The 16,343-nt window shown below is 46.3% G+C and carries 18 protein-coding genes; 14 read left to right on the top strand and 4 right to left on the bottom strand.

Features of this window, described 5'->3' with window-relative positions:
* Positions 1 to 17: 17 nt before the first annotated feature.
* The 7 genes from AC3WQ3_RS24435 to AC3WQ3_RS24405 all read left to right on the top strand — a co-directional run bounded on the left by AC3WQ3_RS24435 (position 18) and on the right by AC3WQ3_RS24405 (position 5,428).
* Complete coding sequence (locus AC3WQ3_RS24435; RefSeq protein WP_492473916.1) at positions 18 to 1,142, top strand: ABC transporter permease; 1,125 nt, start codon at positions 18 to 20, stop codon at positions 1,140 to 1,142.
* The gene (locus AC3WQ3_RS24430; RefSeq protein WP_492473915.1) at positions 1,139 to 1,816 is read left to right on the top strand and encodes an ABC transporter ATP-binding protein; all 678 of its coding nucleotides are present in this window, start codon (positions 1,139 to 1,141) and stop codon (positions 1,814 to 1,816) included. The genes AC3WQ3_RS24435 and AC3WQ3_RS24430 overlap by 4 nt, the downstream gene beginning before the upstream one ends.
* 154 nt (positions 1,817 to 1,970) lie before the next feature.
* On the top strand, positions 1,971 to 2,510 hold the full coding sequence (locus AC3WQ3_RS24425) for an NUDIX domain-containing protein (RefSeq protein ID WP_492473914.1): 540 nt from the start codon (positions 1,971 to 1,973) through the stop codon (positions 2,508 to 2,510).
* A 60-nt stretch (positions 2,511 to 2,570) separates the two neighbouring features.
* Positions 2,571 to 3,077, top strand: coding sequence for a DUF4275 family protein (locus tag AC3WQ3_RS24420; RefSeq protein WP_492473913.1), 507 nt, complete (start codon positions 2,571 to 2,573; stop codon positions 3,075 to 3,077).
* Between the two features lie 226 nt (positions 3,078 to 3,303).
* Positions 3,304 to 4,038 carry an alpha/beta hydrolase family protein gene (locus AC3WQ3_RS24415; protein WP_492473912.1) on the top strand — a complete coding sequence of 245 codons (735 nt, stop codon included), beginning with the start codon at positions 3,304 to 3,306 and terminating at the stop codon, positions 4,036 to 4,038.
* 70 nt (positions 4,039 to 4,108) lie between these two features.
* On the top strand, positions 4,109 to 5,116 hold the full coding sequence (locus tag AC3WQ3_RS24410; protein WP_492473911.1) for a phosphotransferase: 1,008 nt from the start codon (positions 4,109 to 4,111) through the stop codon (positions 5,114 to 5,116).
* A gap of 21 nt (positions 5,117 to 5,137) precedes the next feature.
* Entirely contained in the window at positions 5,138 to 5,428 is a 291-nt protein-coding gene (locus AC3WQ3_RS24405) for an RNA polymerase alpha subunit C-terminal domain-containing protein (RefSeq protein WP_492473910.1), read from the top strand.
* Positions 5,429 to 5,451: 23 nt separating this feature from the next.
* On the opposite strand, the gene AC3WQ3_RS24400 is transcribed toward AC3WQ3_RS24405, so the two are convergent.
* A complete protein-coding gene (locus tag AC3WQ3_RS24400) occupies positions 5,452 to 6,390 on the bottom strand; it encodes a YxiH-YxzG fusion protein (RefSeq protein ID WP_492473909.1) in 939 nt (312 codons plus the stop codon).
* A gap of 326 nt (positions 6,391 to 6,716) precedes the next feature.
* Between AC3WQ3_RS24400 and AC3WQ3_RS24395 the strand changes: the two genes are divergently transcribed.
* The 7 genes from AC3WQ3_RS24395 (at position 6,717) to AC3WQ3_RS24365 (ending at position 13,167) form a co-directional block, all read left to right on the top strand.
* Positions 6,717 to 7,253: a DUF2569 domain-containing protein gene (locus tag AC3WQ3_RS24395; protein ID WP_492473908.1), complete on the top strand. Its 537-nt coding sequence runs from the start codon at positions 6,717 to 6,719 to the stop codon at positions 7,251 to 7,253.
* A 164-nt stretch (positions 7,254 to 7,417) separates the two neighbouring features.
* The gene (locus AC3WQ3_RS24390; RefSeq protein ID WP_492473907.1) at positions 7,418 to 8,032 is read left to right on the top strand and encodes a histidine phosphatase family protein; all 615 of its coding nucleotides are present in this window, start codon (positions 7,418 to 7,420) and stop codon (positions 8,030 to 8,032) included.
* Between the two features lie 447 nt (positions 8,033 to 8,479).
* Entirely contained in the window at positions 8,480 to 9,136 is a 657-nt protein-coding gene (locus AC3WQ3_RS24385) for a pyridoxine/pyridoxamine 5'-phosphate oxidase (protein ID WP_492473906.1), read from the top strand.
* 81 nt (positions 9,137 to 9,217) lie between these two features.
* Positions 9,218 to 9,787, top strand: coding sequence for a GNAT family N-acetyltransferase (locus AC3WQ3_RS24380; protein WP_492473905.1), 570 nt, complete (start codon positions 9,218 to 9,220; stop codon positions 9,785 to 9,787).
* 233 nt (positions 9,788 to 10,020) lie between these two features.
* A complete protein-coding gene (locus AC3WQ3_RS24375; RefSeq protein ID WP_492473904.1) occupies positions 10,021 to 10,977 on the top strand; it encodes a radical SAM protein in 957 nt (318 codons plus the stop codon).
* A 181-nt stretch (positions 10,978 to 11,158) separates the two neighbouring features.
* Positions 11,159 to 12,151, top strand: a complete 993-nt coding sequence (locus AC3WQ3_RS24370) for a phosphodiester glycosidase family protein (RefSeq protein ID WP_492473903.1) — start codon at positions 11,159 to 11,161, stop codon at positions 12,149 to 12,151.
* Between the two features lie 2 nt (positions 12,152 to 12,153).
* Complete coding sequence (locus tag AC3WQ3_RS24365) at positions 12,154 to 13,167, top strand: GtrA family protein (RefSeq protein WP_492473902.1); 1,014 nt, start codon at positions 12,154 to 12,156, stop codon at positions 13,165 to 13,167.
* A 150-nt stretch (positions 13,168 to 13,317) separates the two neighbouring features.
* Here AC3WQ3_RS24365 and AC3WQ3_RS24360 read toward each other — a convergent pair whose 3' ends face one another.
* Genes AC3WQ3_RS24360 through AC3WQ3_RS24350 form a run of 3 tightly spaced genes read right to left on the bottom strand, consistent with a single transcriptional unit; the run spans position 13,318 to position 16,193 of the window.
* Positions 13,318 to 14,775: a PTS transporter subunit EIIC gene (locus AC3WQ3_RS24360; RefSeq protein WP_154892356.1), complete on the bottom strand. Its 1,458-nt coding sequence runs from the start codon at positions 14,773 to 14,775 to the stop codon at positions 13,318 to 13,320.
* A gap of 30 nt (positions 14,776 to 14,805) precedes the next feature.
* Positions 14,806 to 15,312, bottom strand: a complete 507-nt coding sequence (locus tag AC3WQ3_RS24355; protein WP_492473901.1) for a PTS sugar transporter subunit IIA — start codon at positions 15,310 to 15,312, stop codon at positions 14,806 to 14,808.
* Positions 15,309 to 16,193 carry a PRD domain-containing protein gene (locus AC3WQ3_RS24350; protein ID WP_336780878.1) on the bottom strand — a complete coding sequence of 295 codons (885 nt, stop codon included), beginning with the start codon at positions 16,191 to 16,193 and terminating at the stop codon, positions 15,309 to 15,311. Before AC3WQ3_RS24350 ends, AC3WQ3_RS24355 begins: the two co-directional genes overlap by 4 nt.
* Positions 16,194 to 16,343 lie beyond the last annotated feature (150 nt).

The raw sequence follows: 16,343 nt of genomic DNA, 5'->3' as shown, positions 1-16,343 counted from the left end.
AAGAGGAGGTCAGAGATATGTACTTGGCTATTAGAGAGATGAGGTTTGCCAAAGGGCGGTATGCGTTAATTGCTACCATTATGGTACTGGTTTCATTTTTGGTACTGTTTGTTACAGGTCTTGCGCAGGGGCTGGCGTATGACAACGCCGCGTCGATCAAAAATATGGCAGCAACCCATTTCGTTCTCGAACAGGATTCTAATCATCGTTTTACCCGTTCGCAGGTGAATCAGGATCAGCTTGAACAGTCGCGCTCAGTGGTAGGGCAAGATAACGCAGAGCCGCTTGGTGTGAAAATGACAACCGTTAGCCCGGCTGACGACACCAAGAAAATAGATGTCACTCTGTTTATGGTGAACCCGGAAGGCTGGCTTGCGCCAACCGTCACTGAAGGAGTTTCGATTGCGGAGCAGAAGGACGGACAAGTTGTAGTAGATCAAAAGCTGTCAGAGTCCGGCGTGACCATTGGAACGGTTCTGGTGGATCAAGCGTCGGGGATGGAGTGGACAGTCGGTGGATTTGTGCAAAATGAGTCCTTTAGCCACTCGCCGGTCGTGTTCCTGAATGAACAGGAATGGCTTGCATTGCAAGGAAGTTCGCGTACCAGTCCAGATACAGCAGGCAACAATGCTTCGTCATACAATGCCATTGCTATTAAGGATGCTGGTGAGAAGGTTGACAGCTTGAGTGCTGCACTGCCGAATGCGGAAGTAATTACGAAGTCCGATGCGGTATCGGCCATTCCTGGCTATAAGGAAGAGCAGGGCTCGCTGCTTATGATGATCGCCTTTTTGTTTGTCATCTCGGCGTTTGTACTCGCGGTATTTTTCTACGTCATCACCATTCAGAAAACGAGTCAATTTGGCATTTTGAAGGCCATCGGAACGCGCAATGCGTATCTGGCTGGCAGTGTGTCATTACAAGTATTACTTCTGTCCGTCGGCAGTTTGGTGATCAGTGTTCTGCTGGTCCGACTTTTTGAGTCCATCTTACCAGCTTCGATGCCGTTTCAATTAGGCTTGTCCACCCTGGCACTGACCTGTATTTTATTTGTAATCATGTCTATGGCAGGTTCGTTGTTCTCGGTCTGGAAGGTTACCAAAATTGATGCGCTTGATGCAATTGGGAGGACAGCAGCATGAGAAACCGATTGGTATTGCAGGGAATTACACAGACCTTTGAGGATGGCGGGGGCAAACGTACGATTTTGGATCAGTTGGATCTTGAAGTTGCCGAGGGGGAACTTGTTGCGGTTATGGGTCCTTCCGGGTCAGGCAAAAGTACATTTTTGTCCATTGCAGGTGCACTCCTTGAACCAACGGAGGGGCAGGTTCTGCTTGATGGTGTATCCATCATGGGCAAAAACAAGCAGGACATTTCCGATGTGCGGCTTCAGCAGCTCGGTTTTATTTTTCAAAGCGCCAACCTCATTCCTTATCTGAAAGTGGAAGAACAGCTGATGGTCGTTGCGAAGCTTGCCGGAACGGACAAGAACAAGGCCGCGAAGCGAGTGGATGAGCTGCTTCATACGGTAGGTTTATCTCACCGTCGTAAAGCATATGCCGAGAAGCTGTCTGGCGGGGAACGTCAGCGTGTTGCCATTGCGCGGGCGTTGATGAATGATCCGGCTGTGCTGCTGGCGGACGAACCGACAGCCAGTCTGGATGCGGAACGGGGGCTCGATATTGTTGGCATGATTGCGAAGCTGGTTGCAGAGCAGGGCAAGAGTGCAGTAATGGTTACGCATGATGAGCGGGTTCTTCCGCTGTGTAATCGGGTTCTCTTTTTGGAAAACGGGAAACTGGTGCACAAATAAGGCACATACCCTAAGACGATATTGTTCTCTGAAACTATGATGAGAAGGTCACCTATTCCATGAGGGAAGGTGGCCTTTTTTCTATCCTTTCATCTATAATTGGAGAAAGAATGAAGTGGAAGATTTTACTTTATCTAGAGAGGGGCTGATGCGGATGCAAAGCTTAAATATTGAACATTTTCCGGCACTGAGTGCCTCCATTCATTGGGGGACGGTGTCAGCGGAGTTCAGGTTGAACGATATCGTGGATGAAGCGCTGGTGAGCAACGTGAGCATTATCCCGTTCGTCGGGAGGAAGTGCGTCGTGTTTCAACTGGATAATGGGAAATGGGAGCTGCCGGGAGGAACCTTGGAACCTGGAGAGAGATATCCGGATGCATTAAAGCGCGAAGTGATGGAAGAGCTGGGTGCGGAGCTGCAGTCCTATCAGATATTCGGTCAGTTCTATTGCACATCTGGTGCCACTGAACCGTATCGACCACATATTCCGCATCCTCATTTTGTGAGATTGATTGGATATGGAGATGTTGAACTTGTAGGCAATCCGCTGAATCCGGTGGATGGAGAGCAGGTTGTTGCCGTAGAGCTTGTAGAGATTGCTGAAGCCATTCGGAGATTCCAGGAGCAGAATAGACATGATATTGCGGAGATGTACCAATTGGCTTATGTATTGCGGGAAGAAGCTAGACGGTAAGAAACAGGGATGTGGTTCAGGTCGAAGATACACCTAATTTCATATCAAACGGAGGTCAACGTGATTCGAGAACAAATTAACAAGATGTTAGACATTTTGCCTGAAAGTGAACTGAATGTGGCGTACTCGCGGATCGAGCTTGTATATCGTAGATATATGTTTGAGCAAAATCTGGCGAATAAGGGAGTTCAGGTGACGGAGCTGTGTGAGGAATCGGAGGGCATTGTTAAGCAGTGGGATGAGGTATTTGCCGGCAATCTGGATGACGAGGCAAAAGACGCGATCTACTACAGCGAATATAAATGGCATATGTTTAGTTATAAGAAACAAGCGTGTTTAACGGGCAATTCAGCACGAGATGCGTTTGATGCCGAGTTCAAAAATGACCTATATGTCATGTATCAACATACGCCGTTTATCCAGGTCTATGAGAATGCGAAGGCAGTCGTTGCAGCGGACTTTGATTCAGAACAAGATATCTATATCTTTGACCGTCAGTTTACCTGGACCTATGTACATACGCACGAAGACATGTGTGGGCCTTATTTTTATAAAATTAGTCCGTAACAGTATTCAGCAGAATTCCATTTCAACGAATCAGGAGAGATCGCAGTTATGTACCAACCGGAGGCGGAACTGGAACGGTTATGATCAATTTGATTCCAGAGCAAATATCAATGTCAACTTCAGAATCGATAGCAATTGGACTTGAAGTCGGGTCAAAAGAAGAGAATGGGAAAAGGATGATGGGTACGGATTCGCTTGAAGTCCCGCTACCCTTGAAAGAGGGATTATGAGAATAATAAATGAATGTACGATTGCTGGAGTGCCTTGCTTACCGATAGATCCATACTTACCGCCTGTAGGCACAATCATCCTATATCATGGTTGGGGGTCCACTATACGAGACTATCTGTTTTTTGGATCAATGATTTCGGATTGGGGATATAAAGTAATTTTTCCTGAGCTGCCTCACCACGGTGAACGCAGTAATCTAGCGTATTTTGATACCGGTATTTTACAACAACACTTTTGGTCAGTCGTGATTCAAGCGGTTGAAGAGGCAAGCGCTATTGTTGCAGATATCCTCAATACGGACCATGCTGTAGGCATTATTGGAAATTCGGCTGGTGGATTTATTGCAGGTGGGGTTTGCGCGACCGATTCAAATTTAAAGTCTGCAGTAATCATGAATGCTTCTTGTGCCTGGTTAAGGTCTGAGGAGATTTTCCGTGAACATGACGGGAGAAGACCGATGAGTGCAATTGAAGCTGAACATATCAGGAAATATGATCCTTTGTTCAATATTAACGATTCTAATGACCAAGCATTCCTCCTGCTGCATGGAAAAGAAGATAAAACCATTCCCATCGAAAGCCAGCGATACTTTATGGAACGCATGTCTGAAAAGGATAATCAAACATCACTTAAATTAGTGGAGTATGCAGGCGTAAATCATCACATAACGTTGGGGATGCTGCAAGAAGCAAAAGAGTGGTTGGAGAAACATGTTCATATAGATCGGTAACGCTTTGTTCGTTAATTTTTAACAGATATTTATGTGAAACAACAATAATTAACGGAAGGTATGTAACGTTATGAGCGATATTCAGTATAAACTAAATTTTGAGAAAGTGTGCGATCAATTAAATCTTGGTGAACTGATAAGTACACCCAAACCAATATTGGGTGGACTCTTACATCGAATGTATGTCATAGAGACAAGAAGAAATAAATATGCAATTAAGGCATTGAATCCACAGATTATGAATAGGCCTGAAGCTGTGCAAAATTATATGAATTCAGAGAAAATAGCAAATATGGCGAATAAACATGTCCCTGTACAGCCAGCAAAAAGAATTAATAACTCTTCGGTCCATAACATAGATAATCAATTCTATCTTATATTCGATTGGATTGATGGTCGAAGTCTAGAGCATAATGAAGTTACCAACGAGCATTGTGATCAAATGGGTACGATTCTTGCAGATTTGCATAAGATCGATTTTTCACAACTTGATATGGCAAGGTCACAAATGGATATTTCGAAAGAAACAGACTGGGCGTTTTATCTGAACAAAGGAAAAAATGAGAGACTGGAATGGAATGAGCTTCTAGTTTCAATGATCCAACAGTTGTATGAGTGGAATGCTAGGGCAAAGAGATCATCGCAACTCCTATCTTCAGATACAGTGATTAGTCACAGGGATTTGGAGCCCAAGAATGTGATGTGGCAGCATAATAGCCCAATAATTATTGATTGGGAATCGGCAGGCTACATCAACCCCATGCATGATTTGATGGAAACAGCTATGTATTGGTCCGTAGACAACACTGGAAATGTTGATAAAGACAGATTCTTAACCTTTATTAATGGATATCGTAAACGTGTGAGCTGCTTAAGTGCCGACTGGCGTATGGTTTTGGAAAGTGGTTTTATTGGGAAGTTAGACTGGCTCGAATATAGCCTGAGACGTTCGTTGTGGATTGAATGTACAGATCAAGATGAACAGCGAATGGGAACAGCACAAGTTATAGGTACTATAGAGGACTTAAAACAATATGATCGTATAATCCCAGAGGTTGAGAATTGGATGAGTATGTAACTCGGTAAGGAGAGATCCCAAATGACAAACGACAAAGGAACACTAAGAACATGTGAACATGGACATTCATATTACAAAAAAAGTGACTGCCCAACTTGTCCGATCTGCGAATCTGAACGTAAACCGAAAGAAGGATTTCTGGCTTTATTGTCTGCACCTGCCAGACGTGCCTTAGAAAATGAGGGGATTACAACGTTGGCTATACTTTCGAAGTATACCGAGAAAGAGATCCTGAAACTGCACGGCATAGGCCCATCTGCGATGCCCAAACTTAGATATGCTCTTGAGGAAGAGGGATTGTCATTTTCATGATAACCCTCTCCGCTCCATGACCATTAATCCAGACTAGAAATCAGCTCTTCGATTGTCAGCTGATACAGTAAATTCCCTTCGCTAAGGAGCAGTCGCTGCTCGCGAAAATCCTGCCGTGCCTGCTTGAATGGGTTATTGGCTTCGTTAACCAATTCAATCTTTTGCCCCTTCGTCAGTCGTCCTGGCTTATCCATTTTTTTGAGAACAAACGTCCCGTGTTTACCATATCCAGCATCGAATAAAAAGTGATAACCATCTGTACTGAATCCGGAAGAGCCGGATATGTTCGGTTTCACAAACGTGACCTTGGAATCCACGGTTCCCCCTGAGACACAACCAAGTTCGAAATCGGTGTAATAATAAAACCAGATCTGATCCTCGTTCACGACATTAAGTGCATAACAATCGGCGATATCAGCTGCGCGGTTTTCATAGATTTTGTTACCTTGCTCATCCCAAGCCAGCAGACCGCAGGAACCAATCGGATCGCTCCATCCGTAATTGCCGAATATGCCTTCGTCAAAGTAACTGGTCCAGATCGTTCCATTCGCTGTCACCTGAACACTCTGAATTCCGTCCCCTAACAGAAAATCCCGAATAGGATTTCCCTTCATATCACACACTCGGGCATTTAGGTCATACTGATTATTGCCGTAGTAGGTACAGCGTGCACCGACAAGCAAAAGGTGATCATGCAGCGGCTGTACATAATGATAATTGTAGGTTTGTCCCCAAATCACGACCTCTTCTACATGTTGCTGAGACACAATCAGAACTTTGTAGTTGTAGGTTTGATTTAAATGGGTCTGAACGAACATGTCCCGTTCTCTCTCCGGCACTTGATTTATTAACAGTACGTACACCTTCCCATCGGCACCCCACTGTGTGGAAACGATCTTGAAGCCATCCATATATGCTGAGAGGTCAGCAAAAGGCATAAGTTTTATGTTTCGTTTGGACATATCCTTGCCCTCCTTCATTCCGTTATACAGAGTCTCATCTGCACTTGATGAAGTAAAGTATGACGTACAAATGAAGGGCTGAACATGGCATAAGTATAGCGAAGAGGTCTTCTTTTGCCTCAGCGGTGTGGACTAATGGATGGGGTGATATGCTGTATCAGTTTATTTTCACTCGTAGTATAATAAGGAAGCTGTGTAAATTTTTATAATCGAGGAAGGTGAGGAATGTAGTTGTAATGAAGAAGTTAATACATAGAACGTACGAGAAGTAAGGAAAGGTATGGGCAATGTAGGTTTGAAAATGATGAGAAATGATTCATCAAAGAATGACAAAACAGTATAAGGACGTGTTATCCGTGGAACCACCTATTGAAGAGCAGAAGAGAGACTATCGACCACTGGGCGTGTCGGGATTAGGAGGATGGCTGATCCTGATCCAAATTGGTCTCTTTCTTACGATAGTTTTGCTCGCAGTGCAATTGATTCAACAAATCGTGCCCATATTTACGACAGAAACATGGGAGCTGCTAACTTCGAAACAATCAGATTATTATCATCCGTTATGGGGACCAGTACTCATTTTTGAACTGGTATATAACGTGTTATTTTTATTGTTTAGTTTGTATACGCTCTTTGCATTTTATAGTAAAAAGGCTATTTTGCCACGTCTTATGATTATCTTCTATAGTGTCAGTTTGGTCGTGGGTATCATTGATTATCTGTTGTTACTTCAGATTCCGATGGCGAGTGAACTTGAGGATGGAAGCTCGATGAGAGAGATTGCCAAGTCAGTTCTCACTTGCGCAATCTGGATTCCTTATTTTATCAAGTCAGTACGAGTTCGTAATACTTTTATTAATTAAATTGTAAAAACCAAAGGCCCCGATCTTGGATAAAAGCCATCTGAGGTCGGGGTTTGTTTAGCAAATTTGAAAGACATAAAGGAGAATTACCTTATGTATGAACTTCATAGATCCGTCTAGAGATGATTAAAACTAGCTAAACCATAGGTTAAGGAGGGATAGTCTTGAAGATCTTTCTAGTAAGACACGGCGCGGATGACGAAGGGTATCGAGGTGGATGGAGCCAGCGAGGGCTTACGGAACAAGGGATTATTCAATCAGAACAACTAGGTAATTATCTGCATCATCATGCTGAGCAGTATGATATCCATACGATTATAAGTAGTGATCTTCCTCGTGCAGTACAGACGGCTAGGGAGGTTGAGCAGAAATTAAATATTCCGAGCAGCTCTGTGAAAGATTGGCGAGAGATGAATAATGGTTATTTGGCGGGCATGCTCCATGAGGAGGCTGAAAAGAATTACCCAGGAGTTTATTTCAATGCTCTTGAAATGGATTCGCCTTTTCCAGGAGGAGAAAGTCCACAGAATTTTTATAACAGAATCTGTGCCTCTTTCGATACACTCTGCAGAGACATGGAGGAGCAAAAGATAAAGTCCAACGTTCTGTTGATTACGCACGGCGGAGTGATTAATATCCTCTATTATTTGCTCGATAAGCGGGAGTGGAGCAATAAATCCAGCTTTCATCCGATCGATCATACCAGTATGCACACGATTGAGAAGAGTGATAACGGTTGGATATTGAGCAGCATGAATATGGTGAGCCATTTAGATTGAATTTGGTCCAGAGAAGGATAACTCATAGGGAGATAAATGATAGTTGAAGTCATAGTAGAAAGGGATCAGTTTTGTTGAAAAAAAGAATTGCAAATGTAGTCTTGGTTGTTTCTATAGTCGTGTATTTATATTATTTATGGATCATGCTGTTTAATCCGCCCACAGATTTTTCGGATATTGCACAATTGAAAATAAGGTCATCTGTATCAGCAGGAATTATGGCGATTGTTGCATTTATTAGGGTGAATATTAAGAGTAAGAAGTAGATATTCTCTAGTTAACTAGAAGGTCGATTAAGCTAAAGCCCTAACAGAACGTATTTATAGGTTGGGCAAATCTGCCCTCTTAGTTATGACCGTATTTTATTATATGCATTTTAAAAATCTCTGTTTCCAGTACATTACAATTGCGCTACAATGGAATTAATTGGAAGGTGGGAGTGATCAAATGAGTGCTGAATCGAGTGAGTTGTTGCGGAGTTTGCATGCATTGTCTGGGCCTTTCCCTCCTTGGGACATCCATCATTTGCCGGACCGTCCTGGGGAATTATTTTTGGACTGGTTGCAAGGGGCAATCAAGGCCAATGTGAAGGAACCTCATGCCATGACAATCTCAACGGTGGATCAAGATGGTTATCCGGATGCGCGCGTATTGATTTTGAAAAATGTCATTGATGAGGCATTTTACTTTGCATCCAGTTCCGAGAGTCGGAAAGGAAGGCAGTTGGAGGAAAACCCGCACGTGGCACTGACATTTTATTGGCCTGCGCTCGGGAGACAGGTTCGTATAAGGGGTACAGCCGCGGATATGGGAAATGAAGCAGGAGCAGATGATTTCCGGAAACGCTCGACTGGAGCCAGAGCGGTTGCCATGACAGGGCGCCAAAGTGAGGAATTGGAAAGCGAGGAGTTACTAAATAGCTCCATTGAAGCTCAGAAAGAACGGATTCAACGTGAACCGGATATGGTTACGCCCCATTGGCGGTTATATGCTGTGAATGCTCGAGAAGTGGAGTTTTGGCAGGGGGATTCGGGGCGAAAACATACACGAATTCGGTACGAGCTGCAGGACGGGCTGTGGAAGCAGCACAGATTGTGGCCATGATTTTCACATTAAAAGAACGTACATTATCTCAAACGAGTTTTAGTATGTTTCTTTATTCTAATATTCTAGGGAGAGACGTGTATGAATACGATTGAAAGCTATTTTGACCCATTTCCCGTTTTGGAAACGGAACGAACCTTACTTCGCCCTCTCACCTACGATGATCTGGACAATATGTACAGCTATTGCTCGGTTCCTGCCGTTGCCGAATTCACCACGTGGGAAGCTCATCAGAGCAAGGAGGATACCAAGGGTTTTATCGATTTTGTCATGAACCGTTATGAGGCTGACAAGCTCGGGCCCTGGGGGATTGAGGATAAACAGTCCAAAAGGCTGATTGGCAGCTGCAATTATTTGGGCTGTGATAGCAATAGTATGAGAGTAGAATTGGGCTATGTGTTGTCGGACAAGTATTGGAATCAGGGCATTATGACAGAAGTGGTAAGCAAGATCATCCAATTTGGATTCGAGGAAGTAGGATTGGAGCGAATTCAAGCCAGATGTATGGTGAATAATACAGGTTCGGCCAAGGTGATGGAGAAGGTAGGCATGAAGTTTGAGGGTATATTGCGAAATTATATGAAGGTAAAAAATGAGCTTCGGGACTTGAAGATGTACGCCATTCTAAAAGAAGATTTCCATTCGATATAGTACATGAGTGTATTTGAGAAAAGCAGCTTCCCAAGGGCAAGGCATCATATTTTATATAATCTAATCTAAATGCTTGTACGAACCTGACCCACTCCCGCTGATCGGAGAGATGGGTTTTATTTTATTTTTCATCGTACTCAGCGTACATAATGTCATATCCGAACCCTGTATACTTCCGCTATAATCTCCAGGTTGTAATCACATGGGATGAAGGAACCAGGAGGTATATGGAATTGACCGCAAAAAACAGATATAAATCACTCGAGCTGGAAACGCCCGGGTTATACGAGCTGGAGGGGCTGGAAGTCGGGGTGACTTCCAATTGCAATTTCAAGTGTGACTATTGCTGTGCCTATAACCGGGATGATGGACAATGTATTGATGCACAGGAAGTTATTCGGATCATCGGTGAGCTCCCAAGGTTGAAACGCGTGCGTTTGTCCGGGGGAGAAGTAACCCTCAAGTATCAGGATTGTCTGGATATTGTTACGTATTGTGCAGCCTATGGAATTGATACGCAATTGAATACAAATGCCAGTTTACTGACGGAAGAGCGAATTCATGCGCTGCGTGATGCAGGGTTGTCCAATATTCATATTTCGTTCAACTATACCGATGCGCATGCCTATTCCGCCTATTATCGTGTTCATCCCCGCATGTATGAGAGGCTGGAGCGGAATATCCGGTTGTGTACAGAAGCTGGTCTGGAGACGGTGCTGGAAACCCTGCTGTTTGAGGGAACACAAGCGAACATGCTGGCCATTAGCCAAAAGGTCTATGATCTGGGTGTGCGGATTCACGAGATTCAGAACAGTATCATGATGCCGCACAGCGATTGGAGCAGCATTGTTTCCAGGGAATCACTTGTTCGATCTGTAAAAGAGTTGATTGAATTCAAGAAGGAAGACACCACGTTATACTTCACCTGCATGGATCGTTTTGCTGATTTGTTGGGGTTATACGAACAGCCAGGCGTGTATTTCTCTAATTGTGTGGATGGAACGAAGCAGCTGCATTTGCATGGCAACGGAGATATTCTTATCTGTGAGCTGTGCCATCCGGTCGTCATCGGCAACATCTACCATGGAACATCATTGAACGAAATTTACGCTAAACAGCCGCCTGCATTAGCAGATTTCCTGGAGAACCGGCCATGCCCTGCGTATGATGCACTATTTACAGGAGAGTAGGTGAAGACAGGTCTTATTTCGAAGTCTTTCATAAATGTATCCATTCGTTTGAAGGTTATCTACCCCCTGAAAGGGAGGAGGTGACCTTCTTTTTTTGCCTTTGGATAGGTTTCAGATTCATTTAAGCTATCCCGCCTATCATGTCCTTAAGAACTTAGATGATGAAGAGGTGGCTTCAATGATGAGAATGTATGATAAACCCAATCCGAAAAATCCACATAGAAAAGCAATCCCGAATAAAAGGCGTAAATGGCTGGTTGCCACGCTTGTCGTTATCCTTGGAATCAGCGGAATTGTCTATAGTCTGGCTGACCGTTACCTGATCCGGCATGTGGAAGTAGTCGTGGCGGATGATAACGCTTCGGCCACTAGCAGCAGTGCAAATGATGCGTCAAACGCAGCGGTAGAGGTCAATGCAACCTCAGATGACTGGAACTATTCCAGTGATGATATGCAGGTGAGCATCGAGAAGGTGCAGACTGGCTCCGGTGCAGATCAGATTACGTATTACGTTGCAGATGTGCAGATGACGGACGCAAGCAGTCTGAAATCGGCTTTGGCGGATAACAGCTTCGGCACCAATATTACGGAGAACACCTCAGAGATTGCTGCAGCGAACAACGCGATATTCGCCATTAATGGTGATTACTACGGTTTTCGTAGTGATGGCGTCATTATTCGTAACGGTACGGTATACCGGGATGATCCGGTTCGTGATGCGATGGCACTGTTCGCTGATGGGACGATGAAGACGTACAACGAGACGGAAGTTTCCTCTTCGGAGCTGCTGGCTGAAGGCGCGACCAATACGCTGTCGTTTGGACCCATTTTGATTCAGGACGGGGAGATTGTAAGTGATTTTAGCCGTGTGAAAATCGATAACAATTTCGGCAATCGTTCTATTCAGGATGCGAATCCCAGAACGGCCATCGGCATGATTGCCCCGAATCATTATGTATTTGTTGTCGTGGACGGACGACAGGATGACAGCCGGGGGATGACGCTGGCAGAGCTCGCGGACGTGATGAAGGGCCTCGGAGCAACAGAGGCCTATAACCTGGATGGCGGTGGTTCATCCACGATGTATTTCATGGGCAGAGTCGTGAATAATCCTCTGGGCAGAAATCAGGAACGCGGCGTAAGTGACATCCTCTACCTCAAGGAGGGACAATGATCATGACCATATTAATTCCATCCTACGAACCGGATGTGCGTTTATTAAATCTAATTTTGCAATTACAGACGTTCCAACTGGGGCCGATTGTGATTGTGGATGATGGCAGCGGCCAGGAATTCCGGGGGATTTTCGAGACGGCTAAGGCGTATGGCTGCACCATACTGACTCATCCTGTGAATTTGGGCAAGGGACGAGCACTGAAGACAGGGTTCCAGTACATCAAGGAATTCGGACCACAAGGTGGGGTCGTATGTGCAGACAGTGACGGGCAGCATCTGCCGCATGATATCCGGCGTATTTTCGATGTGCTGCTGGAGCAGACCATCCCAGGGATCGTACTCGGCAGCCGTCGTTTTAGCGGGACGATTCCTGCACGCAGTCGTTTTGGCAATACAGTTACCCGGGCGGTCTTCTCTATCACAACGGGGACCAAAGTATATGATACACAGACAGGTCTGCGTGGTTTTCCCTATTCGATGCTGGACTGGTTATGCCAGATCCCGGGGGATCGGTTTGAGTATGAGATGAACATGTTATTAACCGCACGCAAAGAGGGATACGAAATCACCGAGGAGTTTATTGACACGGTATATCTGGATCATAACCAATCCTCTCATTTTCGCCCGATGGTTGACTCGTTCCGCATTTATATGCCGATCCTGATGTTCAGTACGTCTTCGGTGCTATCGGCGCTGATCGATTTCGGATTATTGTTCGTCATTCAGTACTTTACCCATAATCTGTTTCTATCGGTCGTTGCAGCGAGATTATGCAGCTCGATCTTCAACTATACGATCAATCGGAAATATGTATTTTCAGCCGGGAAAATGTCCAAGGTGCGCCAGTCATTACCGAAATACTTTTCACTGGTCATTCTGGTACTGCTATTAAATTACGGACTGCTATACTTCTATAACGAAAAACTGATTATCCCGCTCATCGCGGCCAAAGTGCTGACGGAGGTGTCCATCTTTTTGTTCAGTTATTGGGCACAGCGCAAATTTGTCTATTAACACAGAGAGAGTGAGCGTATAGCTTGCTCTCTTTTTTCAATCAAAACCGTTTCAAAAGAATATCCTGCGCTTCTTGGTTAACAAAAAAAGGTCGAGAACAGGGCAGCATACCCTTGTTCTCGACCTTTTAAACTCAAAGGAGGACGAGCGTTACATCAGCCTCTTAATCTCATCCTTCAGGATTTCGGACTGGGTGCCGAAGATGACCTGCACAGCTCCGCCACCGAGCCTCATGACGCCGGAAGCGCCAAGCTGTTTGAGCGCCTGGTCGTTGACCGCTTTGTCGTCCCTAACAACTAGCCGGAGGCGAGTGATGCAGGCGTCGATGCTCTCGATATTGTCTGCGCCACCGATCTCCGCGAGCACTTTGCCAGCCTTGGTGTCGGCAGACGCCGCTGCCACGGCGGAAGCATTAGTGGGGGCATCGGCATCATTAGCGTCATCCTCGCGTCCCGGCGTTTTCAGGTTGAACTTGACAATCATGAACCGGAAAAGGAAATAATAGACGACCGCAAATGCGAGACCGACCGGGATCATGAGCAGCGGATTGGTCGACAGTTTCATGTTCACGAGGTAATCGATCAGACCTGCCGAGAAGGCGAAGCCCAGCTTAACATTCAGCAGGTACATGATCAGGGCCGCTGCACCGGTAAGAATAGCGTGCACCACATACAGCAGAGGCGCCGCGAACATGAAGGAGAATTCGAGTGGCTCGGTAATACCCGTTAAGAACGAAGCCACCGCTGCGCCGATAAAGATCGAAGCGACCATTTTGCGCTTTTCAGGGCGGGCTGTATGAATCAAGGCGAGCGCCGCCGCCGGAAGAGCGAACATCATAATCGGGAAGAAGCCAGACATGAACATGCCTGCCGTAGGGTCTCCGTTGAAGAAGCGGGTCAGGTCGCCGTGCACGACTTCCCCGGCTGCATTGGTATAATCTCCGATCTGGAACCAGGCGATGGAATTGAGCACATGATGCAGACCGAGCGGTATGAGCAGGCGGTTGGCGATCATGAACACCATGGAGCCAACGCCGCCAAAGCCTACAATCCAGGCGCCGAAAGCGCCGATGGCATCCTGAATCGGGCTCCAGATCATGCCGAACAGGATGGCCAACACCAGCATGGAGCCGGCGGTGACCATCGGCACAAAGCGTTTGCCGGAGAAGAAGCCGAGCCAGTCAGGAAGCTTGATATTATGGTATTTTTTATACATATAAGCTGCAAGCAGTCCGGCAAATATCCCGCCCAATACGCCCATATCCAGCTTGACATCGTCAGGAATATAGCCGAATACACCTGGAACGGCTCCCAGAATCCGCGTCAGCACCATATAAGCGATCAGGGCGGAAAGCGCTGCGACCGCATCCCCCGCCAGTCCGATTGCCACCCCAATGGCGAAGATGAGCGCAAGGTTGCCGAAGATCGCCCCCGCTCCCTCATTCAGGAATGGAACTACATAGTGATTAAGAAATCCCCCGATCACGGGACCGAGCGGAATGTCCTTTTCATAATTAAGAAGGCCGAGGCCTTGAAGAATTCCTGCCGCAGGCAGGGTTGCTACAGGAAGCATCAAGGATCTTCCCAGCTTTTGCAGTGCTTTCAGCATATTGTTCTTCCTTTCTTTTTTTGATTTAGGTTATTTGGACAAGCTGACCTTCATGATCGTTCCCATGCCTGCTTCTACGCTGTCATACTCCGGGTACGACTCCCACGGCTGTTCAGCCGCATTCGCAACGATGACAGGGGTGATGACCGGATAACCGGCCGCAACGATTGCATTCAGGTCAAATTCAATCAGGGTCTGACCGACAGTGACCTGATCCCCGGTCTGCACTTGGGGTGTGAAGCCCTGTCCTTTCAGGCTGACCGTATTCATACCGATATGCAGCAGCAGCTGCAGCCCGGAAGCGTGCTCAATCATTACGGCATGGTGCGATTTGATCAGGTGCACCACAGTGCCGTCGATAGGGGCGACCAGCCTGCCCTCCTGGGGAATCACTGCAACTCCCGGTCCCATAAGTCCTTGCGCGAACGCTTCGTCAGGCACTTCTTCCAAACTGACACAGGTTCCGGTGAGCGGGGAGGCGACAGATATCGTTTCAGATATTTTGGCAGATTTGTTGTTTTTCCATTTCCAGATCATTGTGTGTTGTCCTTTCTGTTGTTGGTTTTGGCATGGGTTTGAAAAAGCCGATATAAATGCATGGCGAGAAAAGCCGTTTCTTCCTCGGGTACCTCTGTATCCAAATCCTCGGCCATTACAGCGCTCAGTTTTCTGGCCAGCTGGTATTCGGACGGATATTCATTTTTCACATATTGCGCGAAGGTGGGGGCCGCCATCGGCTGCTGATACAGGCGTTCCATGGAGAAGCGCAGGTGTATCATGAGTCTTGCCTGGCTAAGGCTGCCCTGGTCAAATCGAACGCCACCCTCCTCTTCAATAATGGACTGAAGCTTGCTGATCACATTGGATACCTTAACCAGCTGTCCGACAGGGACGTGATTTACGGAGGAGTACACATGGTATGTCAGGAACCCGGCCTCATCCTCCGGTACCTCTACACCAAAGGCCTCTCCGATCATGGCCGCTGCTTTCGAGGCAAGTTCGAACTCTTTCGGAAAACTGAGCTTTGTCTCCGTAAGGAAAGGATTCAGAATCTCCATCCCGTTGCGGATACGATATAAGGTGAACTGAATATGACTCGGAAGAGCAAGGTAGATCTTGTCATTCAGCTTGCCGGGAAATTGATCAGCGATGAGACGGATAATCCGGTCAGAGATGTCGATGACATTGGGGTCCAAGTCCTTCATCAGCTCCTGCGCCTGCCCCCATTCCTCCCGGTCTTCCAGCCGGAACCTTTTCTCAATCCGCGGATCATCGGCCTGGACGGTGCTTTCCACCTTGAATGCAAACCCCAACCCTTTGCCGATCAGTACATACTCCTTGGTATTCTGGTGCGACCGGGCCAGAACAATATTGCTGCCGACGACCCGCTCTACCTGCAGCATCATTTCTTTACTCACGGTTCACCGCCTCCTCGTTTCTAAAGTTAACGCTTACAGACTTCCGGAACGCAAAAAGAGCCAAGAAGCGAATATAGTCTCATGTTCGCTTCTTGGCTCATGCCCTCTGGGGTGGTAACACGCCAATTCATTTTATGTTTTATGCAGAAC

The sequence above is a fragment of the Paenibacillus sp. FW104-T2 genome (assembly GCF_058789975.1).
Note: the sequence above shows the minus strand (reverse complement) of the source record. Positions and strands in the feature narration are given on the sequence as shown.

Bases quoted from the DNA above. Each gene is read 5' to 3' on its own strand.
- AC3WQ3_RS24435 (WP_492473916.1), top strand. From the start codon at position 18: ATGTACTTGGCTATTAGAGAGATGAGGTTTGCCAAAGGGCGGTATGCG.
- AC3WQ3_RS24430 (WP_492473915.1), top strand. From the start codon at position 1,139: ATGAGAAACCGATTGGTATTGCAGGGAATTACACAGACCTTTGAGGAT.
- AC3WQ3_RS24425 (WP_492473914.1), top strand. From the start codon at position 1,971: ATGCAAAGCTTAAATATTGAACATTTTCCGGCACTGAGTGCCTCCATT.
- AC3WQ3_RS24415 (WP_492473912.1), top strand. From the start codon at position 3,304: ATGAGAATAATAAATGAATGTACGATTGCTGGAGTGCCTTGCTTACCG.
- AC3WQ3_RS24410 (WP_492473911.1), top strand. From the start codon at position 4,109: ATGAGCGATATTCAGTATAAACTAAATTTTGAGAAAGTGTGCGATCAA.
- AC3WQ3_RS24405 (WP_492473910.1), top strand. From the start codon at position 5,138: ATGACAAACGACAAAGGAACACTAAGAACATGTGAACATGGACATTCA.
- AC3WQ3_RS24400 (WP_492473909.1), bottom strand. From the start codon at position 6,390: ATGTCCAAACGAAACATAAAACTTATGCCTTTTGCTGACCTCTCAGCA.
- AC3WQ3_RS24395 (WP_492473908.1), top strand. From the start codon at position 6,717: ATGACAAAACAGTATAAGGACGTGTTATCCGTGGAACCACCTATTGAA.
- AC3WQ3_RS24385 (WP_492473906.1), top strand. From the start codon at position 8,480: ATGAGTGCTGAATCGAGTGAGTTGTTGCGGAGTTTGCATGCATTGTCT.
- AC3WQ3_RS24380 (WP_492473905.1), top strand. From the start codon at position 9,218: ATGAATACGATTGAAAGCTATTTTGACCCATTTCCCGTTTTGGAAACG.
- AC3WQ3_RS24370 (WP_492473903.1), top strand. From the start codon at position 11,159: ATGAGAATGTATGATAAACCCAATCCGAAAAATCCACATAGAAAAGCA.
- AC3WQ3_RS24365 (WP_492473902.1), top strand. From the start codon at position 12,154: ATGACCATATTAATTCCATCCTACGAACCGGATGTGCGTTTATTAAAT.
- AC3WQ3_RS24360 (WP_154892356.1), bottom strand. From the start codon at position 14,775: ATGCTGAAAGCACTGCAAAAGCTGGGAAGATCCTTGATGCTTCCTGTA.
- AC3WQ3_RS24355 (WP_492473901.1), bottom strand. From the start codon at position 15,312: ATGATCTGGAAATGGAAAAACAACAAATCTGCCAAAATATCTGAAACG.